This is a genomic window from Telluria sp. BA11 (genome assembly GCF_056680305.1).
In genome coordinates this window covers 272,162-295,126 of sequence record NZ_CM155275.1, presented here as the reverse complement: position 1 = coordinate 295,126, position 22,965 = coordinate 272,162, and the positions used below count along the sequence as shown (strand labels likewise).

The 22,965-nt window shown below is 64.4% G+C and carries 17 protein-coding genes; 11 read left to right on the top strand and 6 right to left on the bottom strand.

Features of this window, described 5'->3' with window-relative positions:
• Window positions 1-74 precede the first annotated feature (74 nt).
• Entirely contained in the window at window positions 75-2,918 is a 2,844-nt protein-coding gene (locus tag AC1MGT_RS01255; RefSeq protein ID WP_499502623.1) for a TonB-dependent receptor, read from the bottom strand.
• A 611-nt stretch (window positions 2,919-3,529) separates the two neighbouring features.
• Entirely contained in the window at window positions 3,530-4,078 is a 549-nt protein-coding gene (locus tag AC1MGT_RS01250) for a cysteine hydrolase family protein (protein ID WP_499502621.1), read from the bottom strand.
• 138 nt (window positions 4,079-4,216) lie between these two features.
• Between AC1MGT_RS01250 and AC1MGT_RS01245 the strand changes: the two genes are divergently transcribed.
• Both AC1MGT_RS01245 and AC1MGT_RS01240 read left to right on the top strand, forming a co-directional pair.
• On the top strand, window positions 4,217-5,215 hold the full coding sequence (locus AC1MGT_RS01245) for a GlxA family transcriptional regulator (RefSeq protein ID WP_499502619.1): 999 nt from the start codon (window positions 4,217-4,219) through the stop codon (window positions 5,213-5,215).
• Window positions 5,216-5,548: 333 nt separating this feature from the next.
• Entirely contained in the window at window positions 5,549-7,747 is a 2,199-nt protein-coding gene (locus AC1MGT_RS01240; protein ID WP_499502617.1) for an OsmC domain/YcaO domain-containing protein, read from the top strand.
• Between the two features lie 837 nt (window positions 7,748-8,584).
• Here AC1MGT_RS01240 and AC1MGT_RS01235 read toward each other — a convergent pair.
• The 3 genes from AC1MGT_RS01235 to AC1MGT_RS01225 form a co-directional block, all read right to left on the bottom strand.
• Entirely contained in the window at window positions 8,585-9,196 is a 612-nt protein-coding gene (locus AC1MGT_RS01235) for a hypothetical protein (RefSeq protein WP_499502615.1), read from the bottom strand.
• Window positions 9,197-9,428: 232 nt separating this feature from the next.
• Entirely contained in the window at window positions 9,429-10,244 is an 816-nt protein-coding gene (eutC, locus tag AC1MGT_RS01230; protein WP_499502613.1) for an ethanolamine ammonia-lyase subunit EutC, read from the bottom strand.
• Between the two features lie 10 nt (window positions 10,245-10,254).
• Window positions 10,255-11,646: an ethanolamine ammonia-lyase subunit EutB gene (locus AC1MGT_RS01225; protein WP_499502611.1), complete on the bottom strand. Its 1,392-nt coding sequence runs from the start codon at window positions 11,644-11,646 to the stop codon at window positions 10,255-10,257.
• Between the two features lie 233 nt (window positions 11,647-11,879).
• On the opposite strand from AC1MGT_RS01225, the gene AC1MGT_RS01220 reads away from it, so the two are divergent.
• Together AC1MGT_RS01220 and AC1MGT_RS01215 are read left to right on the top strand one after the other, a co-directional pair.
• Complete coding sequence (locus AC1MGT_RS01220) at window positions 11,880-13,283, top strand: TonB C-terminal domain-containing protein (RefSeq protein ID WP_499502608.1); 1,404 nt, start codon at window positions 11,880-11,882, stop codon at window positions 13,281-13,283.
• 54 nt (window positions 13,284-13,337) lie between these two features.
• Complete coding sequence (locus AC1MGT_RS01215; protein WP_499502605.1) at window positions 13,338-13,697, top strand: H-NS histone family protein; 360 nt, start codon at window positions 13,338-13,340, stop codon at window positions 13,695-13,697.
• Window positions 13,698-13,715: 18 nt separating this feature from the next.
• On the opposite strand, the gene AC1MGT_RS01210 is transcribed toward AC1MGT_RS01215, so the two are convergent.
• Window positions 13,716-14,114 carry a hypothetical protein gene (locus tag AC1MGT_RS01210; RefSeq protein WP_499502593.1) on the bottom strand — a complete coding sequence of 133 codons (399 nt, stop codon included), beginning with the start codon at window positions 14,112-14,114 and terminating at the stop codon, window positions 13,716-13,718.
• A gap of 519 nt (window positions 14,115-14,633) precedes the next feature.
• On the opposite strand from AC1MGT_RS01210, the gene AC1MGT_RS01205 reads away from it, so the two are divergent.
• From AC1MGT_RS01205 to AC1MGT_RS01175, 7 genes are all read left to right on the top strand, one after another.
• Complete coding sequence (locus AC1MGT_RS01205; protein ID WP_499502592.1) at window positions 14,634-17,426, top strand: TonB-dependent receptor; 2,793 nt, start codon at window positions 14,634-14,636, stop codon at window positions 17,424-17,426.
• 85 nt (window positions 17,427-17,511) lie between these two features.
• Window positions 17,512-18,621 carry an esterase-like activity of phytase family protein gene (locus AC1MGT_RS01200; protein WP_499502590.1) on the top strand — a complete coding sequence of 370 codons (1,110 nt, stop codon included), beginning with the start codon at window positions 17,512-17,514 and terminating at the stop codon, window positions 18,619-18,621.
• Between the two features lie 112 nt (window positions 18,622-18,733).
• Complete coding sequence (locus AC1MGT_RS01195; RefSeq protein ID WP_499502588.1) at window positions 18,734-19,354, top strand: thermostable hemolysin; 621 nt, start codon at window positions 18,734-18,736, stop codon at window positions 19,352-19,354.
• Window positions 19,335-20,801, top strand: a complete 1,467-nt coding sequence (locus AC1MGT_RS01190; protein ID WP_499502586.1) for an AMP-binding protein — start codon at window positions 19,335-19,337, stop codon at window positions 20,799-20,801. The genes AC1MGT_RS01195 and AC1MGT_RS01190 overlap by 20 nt, the downstream gene beginning before the upstream one ends.
• Before the next feature lie 11 nt (window positions 20,802-20,812).
• Window positions 20,813-21,484, top strand: a complete 672-nt coding sequence (locus tag AC1MGT_RS01185) for an iron-containing redox enzyme family protein (protein WP_499502584.1) — start codon at window positions 20,813-20,815, stop codon at window positions 21,482-21,484.
• Window position 21,485: 1 nt separating this feature from the next.
• Window positions 21,486-22,304 carry an SDR family oxidoreductase gene (locus AC1MGT_RS01180; protein WP_499502582.1) on the top strand — a complete coding sequence of 273 codons (819 nt, stop codon included), beginning with the start codon at window positions 21,486-21,488 and terminating at the stop codon, window positions 22,302-22,304.
• On the top strand, window positions 22,301-22,951 hold the full coding sequence (locus tag AC1MGT_RS01175; RefSeq protein ID WP_499502580.1) for a tetratricopeptide repeat protein: 651 nt from the start codon (window positions 22,301-22,303) through the stop codon (window positions 22,949-22,951). The genes AC1MGT_RS01180 and AC1MGT_RS01175 overlap by 4 nt, the downstream gene beginning before the upstream one ends.
• Window positions 22,952-22,965: the final 14 nt, after the last annotated feature.

The window sequence follows — 22,965 nt, the reverse complement described above, 5'->3', positions numbered from 1 at the left end:
CCGGTGAACTGACAGGCCGGCCCGCGCTGGCGATGGGCTGTGCGGCGCCACGTACCATGGCGCCGCGTGCTGCATTAGAACCTCAGGCTAGCGCCCAGTGTCACGGAGCGGCCGTAACGGTAATAGCCGTTGGGCAGACTGACGGTGCCATTGGTCAGTCGTGGTGCCTGCTCGGCATCGGTCAGGTTGTTGCCTTCGATGCTGATACGCAGCGACTTGTTCACATCATAGGCCAGCTGGGCCGTGAGCCAGGTCACCGAGTTGGTCACCTCGTTGAAGCCGGAACCGATCACGTTGGTCGCGGTGACGAACGAATCGGTGAAGTCGGCTGTGGTACTCATGCTCCACGGACCCCGTTCGTACAGGATGCCCAGCGATGCGGTTGCTGGCGCAATGCCTTCGAGCGGGCGTTCGACGCCGCCGACCCAGCTGCTCGACAGATTGCGCGTGTATTGTGCGCGTACGCCGAAGCCGTTGTCGAACAGGTGCTGCAGGCCGATCTCCATGCCGCGCGCCTTGGCGCTGTCGCCGTTGATGGGGCGCTGCACGTTGAACAGGCGCCCGCCGGGTGCACCGATGTCCTGACCGGCCAGGTAGAGATTGGTGATCTGGTTCTTGATGTTTTTCTGGTAGACGGCGAAAGTCAGCGCCGAGCTCTTGGCGTAGTACCACTCCAGCGAGATGTCGGCCTGGTGCGCCGTGTACGGCTTGAGGTCGGCATTGCCGCCGTAGATCTGCGTGAAGTCGCCCCACGAGATGCTGGCGGTGGTGCTGGACGGCGCCAGCTTGTCGACCGACGGGCGCGCCATCGTCTTGGCGGCGCCAACCCGCAGCTGCAGCTTGTCGGTCAGCGAGTAGGTGAAGTTACCCGACGGCAGGGCGAAGCTGTAGGTGGCGTCCTGACGCACGATCGACGGATCGGCGTAGACAGGCGTGAAGTTGAAAGCGCCGTTCTGCACGATGTCTTCGATCTTGGCGTCCCACGCCTGCGCACCGGTCTTGGTGCGCACGAAGCGCACGCCGACGTCGGCAAACCAGCGCTCGCCGGCCAGGTCGGCCTGCACGAACGCGGTCGAGGTCTTTTCTTCGACGCGGTAGCTTTCCAGCGGGTTGAACGCTGGCGCCGACAGGGTCGAGCTGTAGACGCCGCCGCCTGGCCGTGGCTTGCCGTCCAGGCCAGCCAGTGCCTGCGCGTAGCGGTCGACGTCAAAGCCCAGGAAACTGCGCGGGAAGTTGCCGTTGACGCCCGACAGGAAGCCTTTCGGGCTCAGGGTCTGGTTGATCACGTTGCCGCCCAGGGTGCCGACGTTGATCGCGTTTTCGCCAGAGTAGTGATCCTGGCCCGAGTTGAACGCATTGTTGATCATGTCGCGTGACTTCTTGCGGTTGGTCTGGCTCAGGCCGAACTTGAGGTAGTCGATGCTGTAGCGGTCCACCTTCCAGTCGGCATTGACGGTCGCGCCGCCGATGCGGTCGTCGATATTGTCGCCCGCACGGCTGTAGAAGTGGGTGTTGAAGTCGTTGCCGCTGAACAGGCCCTGGGCCAGGCCGCTCTGCAGGTCGCGGCCATCGGCCAGCGTGGTCGTCACATCGGGCACGGCGGCGCCGGTGAGCCGGATGCGCGTGGTATTGGGCTGGTTCATGCGCAGCACGACGTAGCTGTCCTTGCCGCCGGAGTCGCGCTTCGACGTGGACAGATAGACGTCGCCAGCCACGTTCAGCGTCGGGGAAATCCGCCATTCGGCCCGGGTACCGTACATCGCGGTATCGACGACCCGATATTCGGTCTTGTTCAGCACTTCGGGATTGAGGCGCAGCTCGGGGTCGTTGCTGTTTAACGTCAGGTCCGTCACGACATTGTTGGTGACCTTGACGTCGGACCAGCGGCCCGGGGCGTACAGCGGGTAGTACGATAGCTGGTAGCCCACCTGGGGTGAGTCGAGCCGCGTCTTGAAGCCATCAAAAATGACCTTGACGTCGCTGCTGGGCCGCCACTCCACCTTGCCCGAGAGCGCGATGCGCTCTTTTTTCTCCATGATGGAGCCGAAGCGGAACTGGCCCGGCCCGATCAGGCCTTCTTCGCTGGGGTCGAGTACCCCGTTGCCATTCGGATCGATGGCGCCGCCCCAGGTATTGCCAAATTCCCAGAACTGGCTCGGGTCGCTCGGGATGGGGTTGCGCGACCAGCCGCCGTCGTTGCCGGCAGTGTCGGTGCGCACGTCGCGCTTGGCATACACGAGGCCGAGCAGCACGCCGATTTTGTTATCGAAGGTGTTGCTGTAGGTGGCGGACAGCTTCTTGCCGTTCAGGCTGCTCATGTCGTTGCGGTCAGCCTCGGCGCGCACCAGGCCACGCTGGCCTTTCTGGTCGAACGGGCTGGCCGAGCGCAGGTTCACCAGGCCGCCGATGGCGCCTTCGATCAGCTGCGCCTGGGTCGACTTGACGACGTCGGCGCCGCTGATCACGTCGGCCGGCAGCACGTCGAACGCGAAGTATCGGCCCGCGCTGTCGGTGCCCAGCAGGCGCCCGTTGAACGTGGTGATCGTGTAGTCAGGGCCCAGGCCGCGGATGCTGACCCGCTGGCCTTCGCCGCCGGCCGTACGGGTGATCGACACGCCGGTGATATGACTGAGCGAGTCGGCCACATTGTTGTCGGGGAAGCGCCCAAGTTCTGTCGCGCTGATGCTGTCCTGTACAACAGCGGCGTTGCGCTTGAGTTCCAGCGATTGCTGCAGACTGGCACGGGTGCCGGTCACGACGACTTGCTCCAGTTTGCCGGCATCGGGCGCGATGACATCCTGAGCGCGGGCCGATGTCGCAAGTGTGGCAAGCGCGAGCAGACAAGCGGACGTGAGCGGATTGAGCATAAACCGATCCTGACGATCGGCGCGCGAGCGGCACTGTGAAGGAGAATTCATGAAACGCTTCCTTTATAAGTTGTTGGAGCAGCGTGGCAATGGCTGGCAAACGGAAAGGCTGTCTAGTTGCGATCACTGCCTCCACGAGCCGGGGTACTTACCAGCTGATGTGACTCGATTCTATCTTTCGTTTTATTTCGTATTGCTTGAATCCTCATCGCGCAGCTTTCGGTTGAGAGATATCGAAAGTCTTCGACAATGCTCGAACGATCGCTGTGACACCAAGTCTATAGCGAAATTCTGTGTAATACAAAACATCTTTCGTTTTTTCGAATTTCCGTTGTGTTAACGTATTTCATAAAAATTCTTTCATTCGAAAGTCGGGTCTGCCGCGGATTTTTGTTTGGTGAGGCGCGCCTGTGCACGGGCAGGTCGGCGCCGCGATCAAACGGTGCCGAACCGGTTGGATGTGAGAGGGGAGGGGGTGAGAACTGGTGACCGGGGTCGATGGGTTATCGCCGAAGTGGCTTCGGGACGAGATCGTGGTCAGCGGGGATTTGGATGGGCGTGAACGAATGCGAGAGCGCCAGGGACGGAGCAGGCCACCGCGCACGGCATCGGGCTACCAACAGCCGAACGCTCGCGGCAGCCTGTCCGGGATCAGCGGCCTGTCAGCCCGCCAGGTAGTCGTCGGCAGACATCACCGATGCGTAGGCAAACGCAAGTGCCGACATGAATGCGGCGTGCACCTGCGCGGCCGGCACGGTTTGTGCACCGAACTCGAGGTCGCGCGTGGCGCACGCATCGTGCACGACCGTGGTCTTGTATCCGAAGTCGGACGCTGCACGGGTCGTCGCATCGATGCACATATGACTCATGGCGCCAATGACCGTCACCCGATCGACGCCGTGGTCGTCGAGCAGTGCCTTGAGATCGGTCTTGCGGAAAGCATTCGGGAAGTTCTTGACGATGACCGGTTCGCCCTGCGCCGGCGCCACGGTGTCGTGGATCTGGACGGCATCCGTTCCCGGCGTGAAGACGGGCGCGTCCGGGTCCGTGGACTCGTGGCGAATATGGATGAGCAGGTCGCCTTTGGCGCGGGCATCGGCGATCACGCGCGCTGCATTGGCCAAGGCGTCATGGATGCCGGCCAGGGCCAGTTTTCCGGTAGGGAGATACTCGTTCTGGAGGTCGACGACGACGACAGCACGTTTGTTCATGGTGGTGTTCCTTTCGTTGAAGTGAGGCAGCCAGCGACAATATCGCGTGACGTGTCGGGCAAGCCGGAAGACCGATTGTGCTCGCAACGGCCACCATCGAACATTGGCCCGAAGGCTAACTTTCGATACAATCGGGCCATGCCTCCTATTGCGCCTGCAGTCCACCACCAAAAAGTTGCCATCATCGCTTTCGAGGGCATCACGCCATTTCATCTGTCGGTGCCTTGCCTGGTGTTCGGCAGCCACGTGGCCAGTGCCGGTGCGATGTCGTTCGAGATCACTGTCTGCGCACCGCAGACGGGCACGTTGCCGACCTCCGCCGGATTCGCGATCGCGATCGATGCCGATCTCTCGGCAGTCGACGAGGCTGACATCATCGTCATGCCGTCCTGGCACGCAGACGGGCGCAGCGCACCGGACAGCCTGCTTGACAGTGTGCGTCGCGGGCATGCGCGCGGCGCCACCATCGTCGGCTTGTGCCTGGGCGCGTTTCCGCTGGCACAGGCCGGCCTGCTCGATGGCCGGACCGTGGCAACGCACTGGGAGGCGGCAGACATGCTCGCGCAGCACTATCCCCGACTTGCCGTGGACCGGCACGTGCTGTACGTGGATGATGGCGACATACTGACGTCGGCGGGTGTTGCCGCCGGCCTCGACTGCTGCCTGCATCTGCTGCGGCGGCTTTGTGGCGCCGAGGTCGCCAATCGTGTCGCAAAGCATATCCTGGTCGCGCCGCACCGTGACGGCGGGCAGGCGCAGTTCATCGAACGGCCGTTGCCGGACGACGCTGCGGCAGGGCGGTTCGCCCAGTTGCTCGAGTGGGTCGGTGAACATCTGCACGAGGAGCACAGCATTGACATGCTGGCCGAGCGCGCTGCCATGAGCCGGCGCAATTTCACACGTCATTTTCGCCTTGCGACCGGAACCTCTTTCAAGCAGTGGTTGCAGAATCAACGACTGATCCATGCCCAGCGGCTGCTCGAGGCAGGGGACTTGTCGATCGAGCGCGTCGCGCACGCATCCGGATTTGGCACGGCGCTGTCGCTTCGGCAGCATTTCAAGGCAACCCTGCGTACATCGCCGTCCGACTACCGCAAGCGTTTTCGGGCCAGTAGCGTTGAGCGTGCTGAAACCTGATCAGGGCAATGGCTATAAAGATCGTCGCCGGCTCGAGGAGACAGGCGCCTTTCTTCGATAAAATGTAACTAACCAACGTATAAGTCTGCGAAACCATAAACCCCGCGTTAGCGGCGGCGCCAACCTTGCGAGTACATGGAACCGTCGCCAGATCGCGTGATAATCACGCCCGCCAGCGACGATCTGGCACCGCAATAATGCTAGAATGGCGCGCTGCTTGCGTGGTGCCAGCTTCTGGCAGCGCAGCTGCAAGTGTCTGCATAATAATAAAGCCCTGTTTTTACAGGGCTTTATGTTTTTGAACGATTTAGAGCGTTACTGAGGAAATCTGCGATGGAAATTAAGGTCAACTTTCTCGACAAGCTTCGTCTCGAGGCGAAGTTCGATGACTTCACGGTGATTGCCGACCAACCCATCCGCTACAAGGGTGACGGTTCGGCGCCGGGCCCGTTCGATTACTTCCTGGCTTCGTCGGCCCTGTGCGCGGCGTACTTCGTCAAGCTGTACTGCGATACGCGCAACATCCCGACCGAAAATATCCGCCTGTCGCAGAATAATATCGTCGACCCGGAAAACCGTTACCAGCAGATTTTCAAGATCCAGGTCGAGCTGCCTGCCGATATCTCGGACAAGGACCGCCAGGGCATCCTGCGCTCGATCGACCGCTGCACGGTCAAGAAAGTGGTGCAGGCCGGCCCCGAATTCGTCATCGAAGAAGTCGAGAATCTCGACGCCGATGCGCAGGCCTTGCTCACGCTGCAGCCATCGACCGACTCGCGCACCTACATCACCGGCAAGGACCTGCCGCTTGAGCAGACCATCGCCAATATGTCGGGGATGCTGGCTGACTGGGGCATCAAGATCGAGATCGCCTCGTGGCGCAATATCGTGCCGAACGTGTGGTCGCTGCATATCCGCGACGCCCATTCGCCAATGTGCTTCACCAACGGCAAGGGCGCGACGAAGGAAAGCGCACTGGCCTCGGCACTGGGCGAATACATCGAACGTCTCAATTGCAACCACTTCTACGCCGGCGCGTTCTGGGGCGAAGACATCGCCAATGCGCCGTTTGTCCATTATCCGAACGAGCGCTGGTTCAAGCCAGGCCCGAACGACGCGCTCCCGGCGGAGATTCTCGATGCCTACAGTCTCGAGATCTACAACCCGGACGACGAACTGCGTGGCTCGCATCTGATCGACACCAATTCGGGCAATGCCGCGCGCGGCATCTGCGCGCTGCCGTACGTGCGCCAGTCGGACAATGAGGTCGTGTACTTCCCGACCAATCTGATCGAGAACCTGTTCGTCAGCAATGGCATGAGCGCCGGTAACACGCTGGCCGAAGCCCAGGTACAGTGCCTGTCCGAGATTTTCGAGCGCGCCGTCAAGCGCGAAATCCTCGAAGGTGAACTGGCGCTGCCGGACGTGCCGCAAGAAGTGCTGGCGAAATATCCTGGCATCGTGGCCGGCATCGCGGCGCTGGAAGAGCAGGGCTTCCCGGTGCTCGTGAAAGACGCATCGATGGGCGGCACGTATCCCGTCATGTGCGTGACGCTGATGAACCGCAAGACGGGCGGCGTATTTGCCTCGTTTGGCGCGCACCCGAGTTTCGAGGTGGCGCTCGAGCGCAGTCTGACCGAACTCCTGCAGGGCCGCAGCTTCGAAGGCTTGAACGATCTGCCGCAGCCGACCTTTGCCAGCAATGCCGTCACCGAGCCGAACAACTTCGTCGAACACTTCATCGATTCGAGCGGCATCGTCTCGTGGCGCTTCTTCAGCGCGAAAGCCGATTTCGATTTCGTGGAATGGGATTTCTCGAGCGAGGGCGAACACGCCAATGCCGAGGAAGCGGCGACGCTGCTGGCGATCCTGGCCGACATGGGCAAGGAAGTCTATACGGCGGTGTACGACCAGCTTGGTGCGACGGCATGCCGCATCCTGGTGCCGGGTTACTCCGAGATCTATCCGGTCGAAGACCTGATCTGGGATAACACGAACAAGTCGCTGCTGTTCCGCAGCGATATCCTGAATCTGCATCGCCTCGACGACGCCAGCCTCGAAGCGCTGATCGATCGGCTGGAAAACAGTGAGCTCGACGAGTATTCGGATATCGCTACGCTGATCGGCATCGAGTTCGACGAGAATACCGAGTGGGGTCAGGTGACCGTGCTCGAACTCAAGCTGCTGATTCACCTGGCGCTGGGCCAGCTCGAGGATGCCCATGAACTGGTCGGTGCCTTCCTGCAGTACAACGACAACACCGTCGAACGCGGCCTGTTCTATCAGGCGATGAATGTGGTGCTGGAAGTCTCGCTCGACGACGATCTGGAACTGGACGATTATGTCGCCAACTTCCGCCGCATGTATGGCGACGAGCGCATGGACGCGGTACTCGGCTCGGTGGACGGCAGCGTGCGCTTCCATGGCCTGACCCCGACGAGCATGGCGCTGGAGGGTCTCGACCGTCATCACCGCCTGATCGACAGCTACAAGAAGCTGCACGCAGCGCGGGCGAAAGCGGCAGCCCGCTGAGCTGGTGACGGGCGGTTCGCGTTGCTGTCTACCGTAAGTGGGACTTGCGAAAATAGACGTGACGCGGGGTGCTGCGGTGCCGGGCCAGGCCCGGTTGATTCTGCTGACAGCTGCAACTGGCCCTGGGATCGTGATCGCGACCGGCAGCTTCGGACCCTGGGCGGTTCTCAGCCCAAAAGCTGATGTCCGCCTCTAATGGCTCGGTAAAGCGCTTCGATCCTGGCGAGCTGGCTAACGTCCGCGTCATCCTCTGACGGCAGCGGGCCAAATTGTTCAAGCTCGGCGATCTCAGTTCGTACGCTCGTATTGGACATCTGATTTGTAGGTTGGTAAAGGTCAAAAGGCCACAGGTGCGGTTTCACACTAACTGCTTTGGTCGAACCCGACCGTTCTAGCGAGGATCATCGTAATACGTGAAGTCGCCGATTTCGATGTTTGGAAGGGTAACGACGTCTTCAAGAAAGCAGATCTGGGGAAACCACTCGTCGGATACATCGTGTCCGGGCTTGTGCCGTGCATGTGCATTCTCCACTATTCATTTCTAGTTCTACAAATGCAATGCGAGCCGTTGCAAGTACCGGCTGCTGGCCGATCTTGGCCGCTCAGTCTCCTGCACCTTTCGACTCGACAAGCAACGGGATGGACGATTCCCATCCCTGAGGGCACCTTAGTGCCAGATTTGGCAATAAGGAGTCCGCCATGGAGCTTATCCGCGTTGGACCTTGCTGAACACGCAGCTAGCTTGATTTTGGAAAACGCCACCTTCGAAATCTCAGTGAGCACCATAGTTAACAAAATATGAATGCTCGTGGTAAGGAAGATGGTCCTTGAGTTGGCCTACTGCGCGGGATTTAAGCGCAGCATCTGGGGTAGCTCGCCGCGCGTCCATTGTGTGAGGTCGAATCCACTGGGCGGTAGCGGCAGTTCGCCTGCGCGATACGTTCCATGTCCCAACTGCTGGCCGCGTTCGCTGACCTTAAACCGGACCGTGCCATCAATGGCACGTATTGCACTGATACTGATCCGCTCATCACCCAATTTGATTTCTTGCGTGGTTTCCTGTTGGGGCACCGTGTCAGGACCATCCGGGAATGCCATTTCCAGCAGCTTGATCGGTAGGATAGCAGCCTCTGGCAGGTTCCGGAATGGATGGGGAACTGTGCCTTGCCCCAGCGGCATCCCCTGATACCAAACTCCCCCAGGCGTGACCAGCATACGTTGGGTCGTTGTCGGTTGGGCTACTTCGACCAAGGTGTGGTCGTCGTCATAGAAGCGGATACGCGTCGTTTCTTTCGCGTTGACGAGTTCGAGGCTGCCGACGCATTCCCACTTGAGCGCGCGCCCGCTGCAGGCACCGGGAACAAGGCCGGCGCTGGCAGGCAGTGCATTTAACAGCACCATTGCCAGAAGGGATGGGATCACAATCGATGCAAGGCGATATGGCTGCATTGGTTCTTTCCATAAGTACAGCTACGGGGCGGCACGTTACCGCAACATTGCAGGGCGTCGGCCTCCGTTTCTGGGCGAACCCGGTCGTTCAGCTCAGCATATCAGGCCGGCAATGCGCAAAAATCGCCAACTGTCACCAAGGGCGGGAATCGACCAAAAGCAGCCTGTCACGGAAGCTAGAAATCAAGGTGAAGGGGCGGGCGGGTAATTCCAGTTCGACGAAGTATCGTAATCACAGCAGGAACGCCGGCCCGCCGCCGCCCGGCAGCACGTCATCCTGCATCGTCTCGTCCTTGAGTGCCACGCCGCTCAGCTGCCGTCGCTGCGCCTGCCCAAGCAGATAATGCAGCCTGGCGGCGGCTTGGATATAACCCAACCCCGCCGGCCTGACGTTCGAGATGCAGTTGCGACGCTCATCCGTCAGGCCGACGCGTGGCGCCCAGGTCATGTAGATGCCCATGCTGTCCGGAGCGCTCAGGCCCGGCCGTTCTCCAATCAGTACGACGACCAGCTTCGCCCGCAGCAATTCACCGACTTCATCACCCACGGCCACGCGGCCTTGCTGGACGATCGCCAGCGGCGCCAGCGTCCACGCCTCGGCGGCCAGCTGCAGATGCAGCGCTGCGAGGAAGGGCGCGGCATTCTGCGCGATCGCGTGTGACGACAGACCATCCGCCACGACGATGGCCAGGTCGCAGCGGCGGTTGCCGTCGTCACTATTGTTCAGAAGTGCGCGTGATGGCGCATCGAGCCGCCGCCCCAGATCCGGCCGCTGCAGATAGACGTTGCGATTCGCAGCCGCGCTGTGCAGCAGGAGGGGCGGGCCGGCGTGCGGCCACGCTGCCTGCAATGCTGGCTTGAGCGCATCAATGTCGAGCGGAAGATGCACGGCGTCGCGCGCCCGCGCATGCGCGAGCTGAAAGTCGAGCTGCGCGCCTGTCGGCTGGCTGATGCCGGCAGCGCCCAGCGCAATGCGGGCGTCGGTGAACTGGCGCAAGGTTTGCCAGGGTGCGGCGCCGGCAATGGGGTCATCAATCGAATCGGACATGAAGGCAACCTCAGGATGACTGCAGCAGCGCGCGCTGGAATGCCGGGGGCACGGTCCGCCCCAGCTCGACCTGGCCCGCGCCCTTGAAAATACCCATCGCGCGCAACCACGCATCGAATTCGGGCGCCGGCTGCAGGCCGAGCGCGCGGCGCGCATACAGCGCGTCGTGGAAGGACGTCGTCTGATAATTGAGCATGATGTCGTCCCCGCCCGGAATGCCCATCACGAAGGTGCAGCCGGCCGTGCCCAGCATCGTCAGCAGCACGTCCATGTCGTCCTGGTCGGCTTCGGCGTGGTTGGTATAGCAGACGTCGCACCCCATCGGCAGGCCCAGCAGCTTGGCGCAGAAATGGTCTTCCAGGCCGGCGCGGATGATCTGCTTGCCGTCGTACAGGTATTCCGGCCCCATGAAGCCCACCACGGTGTTGACCAGCAGCGGCTCGAATGCGCGCGCCACGGCATACGCGCGGGCCTCGCAGGTTTGCTGGTCGACGCCGTGGTTGGCATTGGCCGACAGCGCGCTGCCCTGGCCGGTCTCGAAATACATGACGTTGTTGCCCACCGTCCCGCGGCCCAGCGACAGGGCAGCGGCGCGGGCTTCGCCGAGCAGCGCCAGGTCGATGCCGAAGCTGGCGTTGGCTGCCTGCGTGCCGGCGATCGACTGAAATACGAGGTCAACCGGCGCGCCGCGCCCGATCGCCTCGATCGTATTGGTCACGTGCGTCAGCACGCATGACTGGGTGGGGATGTCGTAGCGGCTGATGATATCGTCCAGCATCGTGACGAGCTTGACCACCTGCGCGACATTGTCTGTGGCCGGATTGATGCCGATGACCGCGTCACCGCTGCCATGCATCAGGCCATCGAACAGGCTGGCCGCGATGCCCGACAGGTCGTCGAGCGGGTGGTTCGGCTGCAGGCGCGTCGACAGCGTGCCGGCCAGGCCGATCGTGTTGCGAAAGCGGGTGATCACGCGGCACTTGCGTGCTACCAGCACCAGATCCTGGATGCGCATGATCTTCGATACGGCCGCCGCCATCTCGGGCGTGATGCCAGAGGCGACGCGCGCCAGCATGGCGCCGTCGACCGCGTCGCCCAGCAGCCACTCCCGGAAACTCCCCACGGTCAGGTGGCGGATTGGCGCGAACGCGGCAGCGTCGTGGCTGTCGATGATCAGGCGCGTGACTTCATCGGTTTCGTACGGCACGACGGCGTCGTTCAGGAAAGTGCGCAAGGGCAGGTCGGCCAGCGCCATTTGCGCGGCGACGCGCTCCTCGGCGCTCCCTGCGGCGATACCGGCGAGATGGTCGCCCGAGCGCGCGGGCGTGGCCTTGGCCAGCAGGTCGCGCAGATCGGCAAACCAATACGTTTTGGTGCCGACGACGTGGGATATCCGGGGCATGAAGGCGGTCCTTCGCTTGTAGGGTCAATAGCGGGCAATTGCGCTGCACGACGCTGGCATTAGCAGCGATAGTGCCACAGGTCGGTCGGGTTCAGGGCGCGTGGCAACGGCGGCAGCGGTGTGATAGCATCGCCGCTGATATTGCACCATTGGCAACTCGCCTCCATCACGCCGACCCCGACCGACCCGACAATGTGAGAACCTCTTCCGACACGCCTGCTTTTTCCTGGCGAATGCGCCTGGCACTGCTGCTATCCCTGGTGATCCACGCTCTGCTGCTGAGCATTCCGCTTGAGGGCGATGTGTTCGGGCTTCCAGGATTGCGCATGCCGTGGGAAGAGCGGCGCCTGGCGGCGACTGAGCTGAATGTCAGGCTGGCGCCGGCGCCAGCCGCGGCACCAGCCACAGCGCCAGCGCCGCCGCCCGCACTCACGGCGAACGCAGAAGTCCCGGTCGTCGCGAGTCAGCCGACGCTGCCGGCCGCACCAGCAGCAACCGCGCCTGCGCCCTCCGTGCCGCAAGCGCCGGTCACCAGGGTCCAGCCAGCGCCAGCGCCGACGCCACAGGACGACGACGCGGCCGGGGCGCGCATCATCGCACTCGATGACGACAAGCGGGAGACGGCGATCGAGGAAGAACGCGTGCGCCAACAGGTGGTCCAGCGCGAGGCTGCGCGCGCAGCGGCAGCCGTGGTGGCCGAACAGCAGCGGACTGCCGAGCTGGCGGCACAGGCACAGGCACAGGCACAGGCACAGGCACAGGCACAGGCACAAGCACAGGCACAAGCGCAAGCACAAGCAAAGGCACAGGCACGTGAGCAAGCCGCGCGGGAAGCACTGGCCAGTGCCGAGGCGGCGCAACGCGACGCCGAACGTGCCGATGCACAGCGCATCGAGGAAGCCAACCGCGATGCGGCGGCCCAGCGTGAGGCTGCCCGTGCAGAAATCGCCAGACAGGAGCAGACCAAGCGCGAAGCGGCACGTCAGGAGCAGGCACGGCTCGATGCCGCACGTGTTGAAGCAGCCCGCCAGGAGCAGGCGAGACTGGCGCAACAGGAAGCAGCACGTCAGGAAGCAGCACGTCAGGAAGCCGCACGCCATGAAGTCGCACGCCAGGAAGCCGCACGCCAGGACGCAATCAAGCAGGAAGCAGCACGCCTCGCACAGTTGCCACAAGCGCCAGCGGCGCTCGTGCAAACCGCGCAGGAAGCGCAGCGTGAAGAGCGCCTGCGCGCGATCGGCCGGCAGTTGAACCAGGAAGCCGCGCAGCGTGAGGCCGCCAGCGGACAGCGTCGCGGCTGGCTGCTGGGCCGCGCCGATGCCAACGCCGACCTCGTGGCGTACGCGGAAGCCATGGGTCGCAAGATCGAGCTGAACATGAGTTTGAGCGCCGTGCGCGATATCGTCAGGCAGCCGCACCGGCAGCCCCTCGTGACCGTGGCCGTGCGCAGCGACGGTTCGGTGGAGCGGGTGACGTTCGTGACCTCGAGTGGCGTGCCTGCGGTGGACGAGGCAATCCGCCAGATCATTGCCAGTCACGCGCCGTATGGACCGTTCCCGCCGGCGCTGGCGCGCCAGTACGATGTGGTGGAAATTCGCCGGACGTGGCTGTTCGATGTGGCGGTGCGCCTCCAGTAAGAACGCCGAAACACCATCCGATCGGATCGCCAACAGGTGGCCCGGCATGTTAGGGTGCTGTTTTCATTCACCTTAAAGCAACCTGCAACCATGCAAGACCTCTCCAAATATTCGCTGGCCAAACTTCGCGCACTTGAAGAACAGGTCAACGATGCTCTCAAAACCCACCATTTCCTTAGCATCAGCAAGGCGCGCGAACAGATCCTCCACATCGCCCGCAACGCCGGCCTGACCGAGAAACAGGTGCTGGCGATCAAAGCGCCGGTACCAGGAAAGCCGACCGCCGCCGCCGTCAGCTACACCAATCCCGATGATCCTGCCCAGCAATGGAGCGGTCGTGGCCGTCAACCGGCCTGGGTCAAGGCATGGCTTGCCGCCGGCAAGTCGCTCGAGGACATCAAGAAGTCGGCTTGACCCGCGGCCCGGTCAGCGTCAATCGCGCGCGGTACGCCATTCCTGGGCATTGACAGGCTGCTCGTGTTCATGCCCGCAGTTCGTGATCCTCTGCTTGCCGAATTTTTCGATCATGTCGATGCTCGTTGCCGGGGAGCGCTCGGTGATGCAGTAGATGCCGCCAGCCGTGACGACGCGCGTGCGTCGCGCGCCGTCGCCGCCGTCATTGACGAGTTCAACAATCTTGGGCGCTTCGTACCAGCGGCCCGGCGTGACCTCCGCCGCCTCGGCAAACCCGCGGGCCATGCGGATCTGCGGGCTGTCCGGTGGCGCGACGATATACGCCTTGCTGCTCTTGCGCAACGTGCGCTCGATGGCGCCCGCTTCGCGCAGGGCTTGCTCGACGCTCAGTCGCGCGCCCCCTTCAGCAGGCGTCACGTCAATACCAACGGCTGGCACAGCAACGTCCGGCCCGGCGCTTGGCTGTTCGATGCCCGACGCTATCGCTTGGCCAGCCCGGGCGGCTGGTGCAGCGACAGTTGCGCGCCTGCGTTCTACGGGAGCGGGGACATCGCGTGTGGCAGGCTGCGGCCTGCTGTCAGGCACCTGGATCCACTGTGTGAAGACCGCCTGTCGCTCGTCGTCGGGCGCTCGTTGGCGGCTTGCCTGCCATGCGGCCAGCAAGGCGGCGTGCAGGAGCATGGCGAGGCCGATGCCCAGGACGCGATTCTCGGAAGATGACAACGATAGCGGACGTAAGTACATATTCGCCAAGTATAGTCAGCGCCGTGCGTCAGTTATTCGCACATTCTCACATTTCGCCGACGAGGCAATTCGAGGGAAACATTTTTCCGGTGTATTTATGTCAACTGGATGGCATCATGCTGCGTTATGAAGACACATTTCAGGCGCCGCCGGTCGCGGCACGCCCGATCCATGCAGACTTCAGGAGAACGAATGCGCCGTTTGAACCTCACGCCGGTATGTGCCGCCATCATGCTGCTGTCCTCGTATGGCGCGCCAGCCTTCGCGCAGGCCGTCACCGACTCACCGGCCCCGGCACCCCAGGCGCCCGTCCCCCAAGCGCCGGACGCACCTGCTGATGCCGCCCCGGCCGCGCCCACCGTCATCAAGGTCACGGGCCTGCGCCAGAGCCTGCGCTCGGCCGAGGACATCAAGCGCGATGCAGCGCAGGTGGTCGATGCGATCAACGCCGACGACATCGGCAAGTTCCCCGACCGTCATGCGGGCGATGCGCTGCAGCGCGTCGCGGGCGTGCAGGTCGGGCGCGATCGCGGCGAGACCAGCAACGTCACCATCCGCGGCTTGCCCGACGTCGCCACGACTCTCGACGGCAACGAGATCTTTACCGCTGCCGGCCGCCGCCTGGCGTACCAGGATTTGCCGGTGCAGTCGATCGGCGGCATGGAAGTCTACAAATCGGCCACCGCGAACCAGTTCGAGGGCGGCATCGCTGGCGCCGTGAATATCCGCCTGCGCGCACCGTTCGACGCCAAGGGCTTCGTGGCCACAGGCTACGTCGAAGACCGCGTCAACCAGATCAACGGCAGCGGCAATACGGCCGACAAGCACAGCCCGGGCGGCGGCTTTTTGGTCAGCAACCGCTGGGACACCGATGTCGGCGAGATGGGCGCGCTGTTCGACGTCGCAGTCAACCGCGACAACTGGGCCTATCCGGTGCAGTACAACGACCGTCCGTCGAACGTGTTTTCGGTGCGCCCCGATGGCAGTGCCACGCGCCTGGGCGAGTCGGCGCCATTTGCACCGCTCGCGCCCGGCGAGGTGCTGGGCCAGCTGCCGCATATCGGTGGCACCTACAATCAGGGCGCACGCGAACGCCAGAGCGTGCACGGCGCCTTCCAGTGGAAGATCAATCCGCGCACGACGGCCACCGCACAATATCTGGGCATGGGTTACCAGGGTCGCAACGCCGTCAACTACGCGTTTTCGAACGTCGGTTCGGCGCCGCGCCTGACCGGCGTGACGCTGGGCCAGCAAGCCAATGGCTGCGCCACGTCGCTCGGCGTCATCTGCCCGATCCTGTCGGCGACTGCGCCGGCCGCGCAGTTCGGCGGCGCCAACGACTGGGAGCCATACACGGCCACCAGCACCTGGGGCCAGAACGAACGCACCGCCACGCACTACCTGAACCTGGGCCTGAAGTACCTCGAGGGCCCGCTGTCGGTCGAGTCGCAGGTGGGCTACACGCGCTCGAAGTTCGTCAACGACACGCTGATCGTCGACCAGCAGGCGCCTGGCGTGAGCGCCAATGTGTATGCGTATGGCGCCGACGGCCATGGCGGCTTCAATGCCATCAGCAAGGGCGGCAACGCCAACGTGCTGCAAGACCCGAATGCCTATGTGCTGCGCGGGATGGTGCAGAACTGGAACGAGCAGGCCGGCACCCAGCTGCAGTGGCGCACCGACGCCGTCTACCGGATGGCGGGCGACGGCGCCTTCAAGGCGCTGCTGGGCGGCGTGCGCCTGTCGTCGCGCAAGGCGAGCTATCACGGCGCCGAAGGGCACGCCGACTTTACCGGTGCGCGGCCGACCCCGGTCGGCGCCTTCGGCCCCGCATTCCAGCACCTGGTGCCGGGGCTGGACCGCCTGGGTGGCGCCTGGAGCGCGCCGTCGGCTGACTTCCTGATCGACCAGGCTGACGCGGTGCGCAATGGCTATGGCCTGGCCAGCGGGCGCATTGCCGAAGACCCGGCGCGCGCGTTCGACCAGAAAGAACAGAACGTCACGCTGTATGCGGCGGGGCGCTGGGACCATGAGATCGCCGGCGTGGGCATCAAGAGCGAAGCCGGCGTGCGTGTCGTGCGCGTGAACCGCGACCTGCGCGGCCAGAGCCGCATTGGCGACGTGATCACCGACATCGACCAGTCGACGTCGGAAACCAATGTGCTGCCAAGCGCCACGGCGACGATCGGCTGGCGCGAGAACCTGCAATCGCACCTGTCGGTCGGCAAGACGATCACGCGACCCGAGTTCGGTGCGCTCAATCCGTCGCTGTCCCTGATTGCGCCGACAGTCAACGTGGCGGGCAGCGGGGGCGCCGGCAACCCGTTGCTGGAGCCGACCAAATCGACCAATCTCGACGCCACGCTGGAGTACTACTTCAAGAAGAATGGCTATGCGCAGATCGCGCTGTTCCACCGCGATATCGACGGCTACCAGCAAAGCTTCACGCAGGATGAAACGATCGACGGCCAGCTGTATCGCGTGACGCGCCCGCAAAATTCGGGCAAGGGCCGCCTGCGCGGCGCCGAATTCGGCATTCAGAAGTTTGCCGACTTCTTGCCGGGCGCCTGGAGCGGCCTGGGTGCGCAGTTCAACGCCACCTACATTGATGGCGACAACCAGTCGCGCACGGCGTTCGACAGCGACCAGTTCACGACGACGGCGCTTACCGGCGTCTCGCGCCAGAGCTACAACTTTGCGCTGCTGTACGAAGGCAGCGGCTTCACCGGCCGCCTGGCTGCCACGCGCCGGGGCGACTATGTCGAGCAGATCGCCGAAGCGCCGTTCGGCCAGGACCGCGTGGTCAAGGCCGCGACCTTCGTCGACCTGAGCATCGGCTACGAGATCAACGACAACGTGTCGCTGCAATTTGACGCGATCAACCTGACGCGCATCAAGTATGAAAGCTCGCTGGGGCAGTACCAGCCGCGCGATATCCGCTACAACCCGACGACGTATGGCGTGAGCCTGCGCTTCAGGATGTAAGGCAGGGCAGGCTGGCGGAAGGGCCGGCGCTTGAGGGATAATGGTCGTTTGCCGGCGGGTGCGCCGGAATTTTTCGCAAACCGCCATGACCTTCATTCGCCGGCTTTTCGCCATTTCTGCTGCGCTGCTGCTCACAGCCTGCAGCACGCCTTCTCCCAACCTGCGCCTGATCGGCACCGCGCAACTGGCGGGTGACATGCGCGTCAGTGAGACGCGCGTCGGCGGCTTGTCCGGCATCGATTACGACAGCGTGGCCAGGGAATGGCTCATCATCAGCGACGATCGGGGCGTGCATGGCCCGACGCGTTTCTACCGCGCCCGCATCGACTACGACGCGCAACGCGTCGCGGGCGTGCAGATCACCGGCATGCAGCCGCTGGTGCAGGCTGGCGGCGCGCCGTATGCGCGGCGCGGCGAGCCCGGGCAGGTGGCCGATCTGGAGACGCTGCGCATCGATCCACTCGAGCGCAGTCTCTGGTTTGCCGGCGAAGGCGATCGCGCCGCGCGTTCGCCGATGCTGCTGGCCCGCACCGGCATGGATGGCGCGCCCCTCGGCGCGCCGCCATTTCCTCCAGCGCTGCAGATCCAGCCCGATGAAGAAGCCGGTGGGCGCAGCAATGCGGGGCCGGAGGGCCTGAGCTTCAGTATCGATGGCCAGCACCTGTGGCTGGCGATGGAAGGTGCGCTGATCCAGGACGGCCAGGCGTCGGCGCCGGGCGAGGGCGCATTCACGCGGCTCAGCTTGCTGGACCGGCAGGGCCGCATTCTGGCGCAGTACGCGTACCGGCTCGAGCCGGTGTTGCCGCCGGGCCGCCCGGGCGGTTACAGCGAAAACGGCATTGCCGAGATCCTGGCCGTCGGGCCGCGCCGCCTGCTGGTGATCGAGCGCGCCGGCCGCCAGACGGCGCAGGATTTCACGTTCGATGCGCGCCTGTATGACGTCGACCTGCAGGGCGCCACCGCGCTCGACCCGGACGCGCCGATTGCCGCTGGCGTGCGGCCGGCCGTCAAGCGCCAGTTGCTGGGCAATGCGCAGCTGCCTGCCGGGTGGTCCGATAATTATGAGGCGATGGCGTGGGGGCCCAGGCTGGCCAATGGCCACCGTTCGCTGGTGATCGCCTCGGATAATAATTTCAGGGATGGGCCGTCGCGCTTTCTCGTCTTCGACGCCGGTGCCGACAGCGCCTGGCGCTAAGCATCGGCCACGGGCACTGTCCCGCTGACTCTCCGCACTGCCCGCGTCGATTAATCTGGCCTTAATGTTGCCCCCATAAGTTTCGCCATGGGAACAACAAAAGGAGTGACCAGTGTCGACCACCATGCCATGCGCTACCCGCGCCAGCGCCACGCCACCCGCCGCAGCCGGGGCCGGGCGCACTCTTGAACTCGTGGCGCCGGACCATCCGGAACGCGCATCGCTCGAAGCCTTCATCGCCGGCGAGTTTGCCCGCGTCTACGGCGCCACCCTGCAGCATTTCTGCCATACGCTCGCTGGCCGCCGCGACAGCGCCGGGCGCTGGGTAGCGGCGCTCGGTTATTCGCTGGCAGTCGAGGGCCGGCTGTTTCTCGAACATTATCTGGACGGTTCCGTCGAGAGCGAAATCGGCGCGCGCACCGGCCGGCCGGTCGCACGCGGCAGCATCGTCGAAGTGGGCAACCTGGCCAGTACCGATGCGGGCGCCGCGCGCGCCCTGATCGTGGCCATGACGCACCAGCTGCATTGCCAGGGCCTGGTCTGGGTCACCTTCACCGCCACGCGCGCACTGCTCAATTCATTCGCACGGCTGCGGCTGGCACCGTCGGTGCTGGCGGACGCCGACCCGGCGCGCCTGGGGCAGGCGCAGGGGGCATGGGGCAGCTATTACGCGACCCATCCGCAAGTCATGTTCGGCAACATTGGATTCGGTCATGATCAACTGGCGCGCTAATCTCCCCGCAAGCGGCGCCGTGCTGGAAGGCGCGCACGGCAGCTGGAGCGCCAGCGTGCTGATCGAGCGTGTCGAGGCGCTGGCGCAGATGCTGCGCGCGACGTTCCGTCCCGGCGCTGCGCTGGCGATCCTGGCCGACAACGGGCCTGAATGGATTGCCATCGACCTGGCCGCGCACGAGGCGGGCATGACGCTGGTGCCGCTGCCATCGTTCTTCACGCCGCCTCAATGGCGCCACGCGCTGACGCAGGCCGCCGTCGATGGGCTGTTCTGCGTCGATGCGGCGCTGGCCGGCGCGCTGGGTTACACCACGGCGGTCGCCACGCCGGGCGCCTTGTCACTGTATGCCGGCGCCAAGTTGCCGGGCACCGTGCCGCCCGGCGTGCAGAAAGTGACGTTCACGTCGGGTACCACCGCCCAACCGAAAGGCGTGTGCCTGGGTTCCAGCCAGCAGTGGGCGCTGGCGCAGGTGCTGGCCGACGCGCTGGCCGGCCTGGAGATCCGGCGCCATCTGAATCTGCTGCCCCTGTCGGTCCTGCTTGAAAACATCGCCGGTACCTACACGGCCATGCTGTCGGGCGCGCTCAATATCAGCCTGCCGCTGGCCATGACCGGTCTGCGCGGCGCGGCGTCGTTCGACCCCGGTATCTGTCTTGCTGCCATTGCCGCCACGCGTGCCGAGAGCGTGATCCTGTTGCCGCAGATGCTGCAGGCGCTGGTGGCCGCGGTCCGGCCGGACGATCCACGCATTGCCAGTCTCAAGTTCATCGCCGTCGGCGGGGCCAGGACACCCAGGGCGCTGATCGAGGCGGCGCAGGCCAGGGGTTTCCCCGTGTACGAAGGCTACGGTCTGTCGGAGTGCGGCTCGGTCGTGTCGCTCAATCTGCCGGGGCAGGCGCGGATCGGCAGCGCTGGCAAACCGCTGCCCAATCGCAGCGTGCGCATCGCGCCGGACGGCGAGATCGAAGTCGGTGGCGGCGTCATGGCGGGCTATCTGGGCCAGGCGTCCGGAACCTGTACGCCTGGCGAGGAAACCTGGCTCGGCACCGGCGACATCGGCCATCTCGATGCCGACGGCTACCTGTACATCGACGGTCGCAAGAACAATGTGCTGGTCACCGCCTACGGGCGCAACGTATCGCCCGAGTGGCCCGAGTCGCTGCTGCTCGGCACGGGCGTCATGGCCCAGGCGATGGTGGTCGGCGACGCCCGCGCTTACCTGGCGGCAGCCATCGTGCCGCTGCAGGCGGATGCGCCGGATGCGGTGATCGACGCCGCCGTCGAACTGGTCAACCAGGAGTTGCCCGATTATGCGCGCATCGGCGCGTGGTTCCGTACCGCGCCGTTCAGCGAAGCCGATGGCACCGCGACCGTCAACGGACGCCTGCGGCGCGAGACGGCGCGCTTGCGCTGCGCGGCGCACATCGAACAAATTTACCAGTCCTGAAGGAGCAATGTATGCAGTTTTACGACATCCTGTGCCAGCACACCGAACCCCAGCGCCAGCAACTGCTTGGTACGCCGCTGATACAGCAGGCACTGACGGGGGACATCGATCTGGCCCAGTACGTGGCCTTCCTGACGCAGGCGTATCACCACGTGAAGCACACGGTCCCTTTGATGATGGCGTGCGGCAGCCGGCTGGGTGACGAGCAGGCGTGGCTGCGCCAGGCCATCGCCGAATACATCGAAGAAGAAATCGGCCACGAGGAGTGGATCCTGTCCGATATCGCCGCCTGTGGTGGCGACCCGAAGCTGGCGCGCGAGTCGCGGCCGCTGCCGGCGACCGAACTGATGGTGGCCTACGCCTACCACGGCATCGACCGCGGCAACCCGCTTGGCTTCTTCGGCATGGTGCATGTGCTGGAAGGCACCAGCACCGCGCTGGCCACGCAGGCCGCGCAGACCATCCAGCTGCGCCTGGATCTGCCGGATGCCGCGTTCAGCTACCTGACGTCGCACGGCAGTCTCGACCTGGCCCATGTCGCGTTCTTCGTGAGCCTGATGAACCGGGTCGAGCGTGCCGCCGACCGCGAGGCGATCATCCACAGTGCGCGCATGATGTATCGCCTGTACGGCGACATCTTCCGCAGCCTGCCGCAGCGCAGTGCCAGCCTGGCCGGGGTCTAGCATGGCGCACATGAAATGGCGGCTGGTCCTGACCGGCGCGAGCGGGGGCATCGGCCAGGCGCTTGCGGTGGCCCTGGCACCGTACTGCACGGCGATGGTGCTCGTCGGCCGTAACCGTGGCGTCCTCGAAACGCTGCGTGCAAGGCTTGGCCCGCATCTCGTGCGGATCGTCGTGGGCGACGCCACGCAGGCGGCCACGCTCGACGCCGTAGCCGCGGCGGCGAGCGAGCTTGGTGGTGTCAATCTGTTGATCAACAATGCCGGCATCAATGACTTCCATGCGTTCCAGAGCCAGGATCCGGCGGCGCTGCGCAACCTGCTCGAGGTGAACCTGCTCGCGCCGATGCTGCTCACGCAGCGTCTGCTGCCCCAGCTGCGCAACGCATCGAGCGCGCAGGTGATCAATGTCGGCTCGCTGTTTGGCTATCTGGGCTACCCCGGGTTTGCCGGCTACTGCGCCAGCAAGGCCGGCCTGCGCGGTTTCACGCAGGCGCTGCGGCGCGAGCTGGCCGATACCGGGGTCGAGGTGCGGCACTTCATCCCGCGCGCGACCCGCACGCCGATCAATGCCGGTCCGGTCGAGGCGATGAACGCCGAGATGGGCGTGCCGCTGGACGAGCCGGCCGATGTGGCGCGCCAGCTGTGCGCGTTCATCGAAGGCTCGGCGTGGGAGCACAAGCCGGGGCTGAAGGAAGCGCTGCTGGTCCTGCTCAACCACCTGCTGCCCGCCTTGCCCGACCGGGCCATCCGTGGCCAGTTGCCTGTCATTCGCAAACACATGCCGGCGCCTGTCCGGCGCGCACAACCGAGGTCATCATGAAAATAGTGCATCGCACACTCACCACATTCGTATTGGGCATGGCGGCCTTCAACGCCGCCCTGGCCGCGCCTGCCGACGACGCCGTCACTACGCTGCAACAACGCTGGGAACAAGTGAAGTACGGCGCGCCCGCCGGTGGGCAGGAGCGCGCATTCGAGGCGCTGAGCGCCGAAGCGGACACGGTGCTGTCGCGCTATCCCGACAGCGCCGGCGTGCTGATCTGGCATGGCATTGTCGTGGCCAGTCACGCCGGCGCCAAGGGCGGTCTGGGCGCGCTTGGCCTGGCCAAGACGGCGAAGAAGGATTTCGAAGCGGCGCTGCAGGCCGACCCGAAGGCGTTGGGCGGTTCTGCGTACACGAGCCTCGGGAGCCTGTATTATCAGGTGCCGGGGTGGCCGATCGGCTTTGGCGACAAGGACAAGGCGCGCGAGTACCTGCAGCAAGGGCTGGCGCTGAACCCGGACGGCATCGACGCCAACTTCTTCCTGGGCGACTTCTTGTATCGTCAGGGCGACTTTGCCGGCGCCGAGCGCTGCCTGCGCAAGGCGCTGCAGGCGCCGGCGCGGCCCGGCCGCAAGCTGGCCGATGCAGGGCGGCGGGCCGAAGCCGAAGCGTTGCTCGCGCAGGTCGCGGCCAAGCGCAAATAACAAGCTGCTGGAGA

What these genes read in the sequence shown, in the direction of transcription:
- AC1MGT_RS01185 (WP_499502584.1), top strand. Translation starts at nt 20,813, where the DNA reads ATGCAGTTTTACGACATCCTGTGCCAGCACACCGAACCCCAGCGCCAG.
- AC1MGT_RS01190 (WP_499502586.1), top strand. Translation starts at nt 19,335, where the DNA reads ATGATCAACTGGCGCGCTAATCTCCCCGCAAGCGGCGCCGTGCTGGAA.
- AC1MGT_RS01245 (WP_499502619.1), top strand. Translation starts at nt 4,217, where the DNA reads ATGCCTCCTATTGCGCCTGCAGTCCACCACCAAAAAGTTGCCATCATC.
- AC1MGT_RS01240 (WP_499502617.1), top strand. Translation starts at nt 5,549, where the DNA reads ATGGAAATTAAGGTCAACTTTCTCGACAAGCTTCGTCTCGAGGCGAAG.
- AC1MGT_RS01255 (WP_499502623.1), bottom strand. Translation starts at nt 2,918, where the DNA reads ATGAATTCTCCTTCACAGTGCCGCTCGCGCGCCGATCGTCAGGATCGG.
- AC1MGT_RS01250 (WP_499502621.1), bottom strand. Translation starts at nt 4,078, where the DNA reads ATGAACAAACGTGCTGTCGTCGTCGTCGACCTCCAGAACGAGTATCTC.
- AC1MGT_RS01235 (WP_499502615.1), bottom strand. Translation starts at nt 9,196, where the DNA reads ATGCAGCCATATCGCCTTGCATCGATTGTGATCCCATCCCTTCTGGCA.
- AC1MGT_RS01205 (WP_499502592.1), top strand. Translation starts at nt 14,634, where the DNA reads ATGCGCCGTTTGAACCTCACGCCGGTATGTGCCGCCATCATGCTGCTG.
- AC1MGT_RS01200 (WP_499502590.1), top strand. Translation starts at nt 17,512, where the DNA reads ATGACCTTCATTCGCCGGCTTTTCGCCATTTCTGCTGCGCTGCTGCTC.
- AC1MGT_RS01175 (WP_499502580.1), top strand. Translation starts at nt 22,301, where the DNA reads ATGAAAATAGTGCATCGCACACTCACCACATTCGTATTGGGCATGGCG.
- AC1MGT_RS01180 (WP_499502582.1), top strand. Translation starts at nt 21,486, where the DNA reads ATGGCGCACATGAAATGGCGGCTGGTCCTGACCGGCGCGAGCGGGGGC.
- AC1MGT_RS01225 (WP_499502611.1), bottom strand. Translation starts at nt 11,646, where the DNA reads ATGCCCCGGATATCCCACGTCGTCGGCACCAAAACGTATTGGTTTGCC.
- AC1MGT_RS01220 (WP_499502608.1), top strand. Translation starts at nt 11,880, where the DNA reads ATGCGCCTGGCACTGCTGCTATCCCTGGTGATCCACGCTCTGCTGCTG.
- eutC (WP_499502613.1), bottom strand. Translation starts at nt 10,244, where the DNA reads ATGTCCGATTCGATTGATGACCCCATTGCCGGCGCCGCACCCTGGCAA.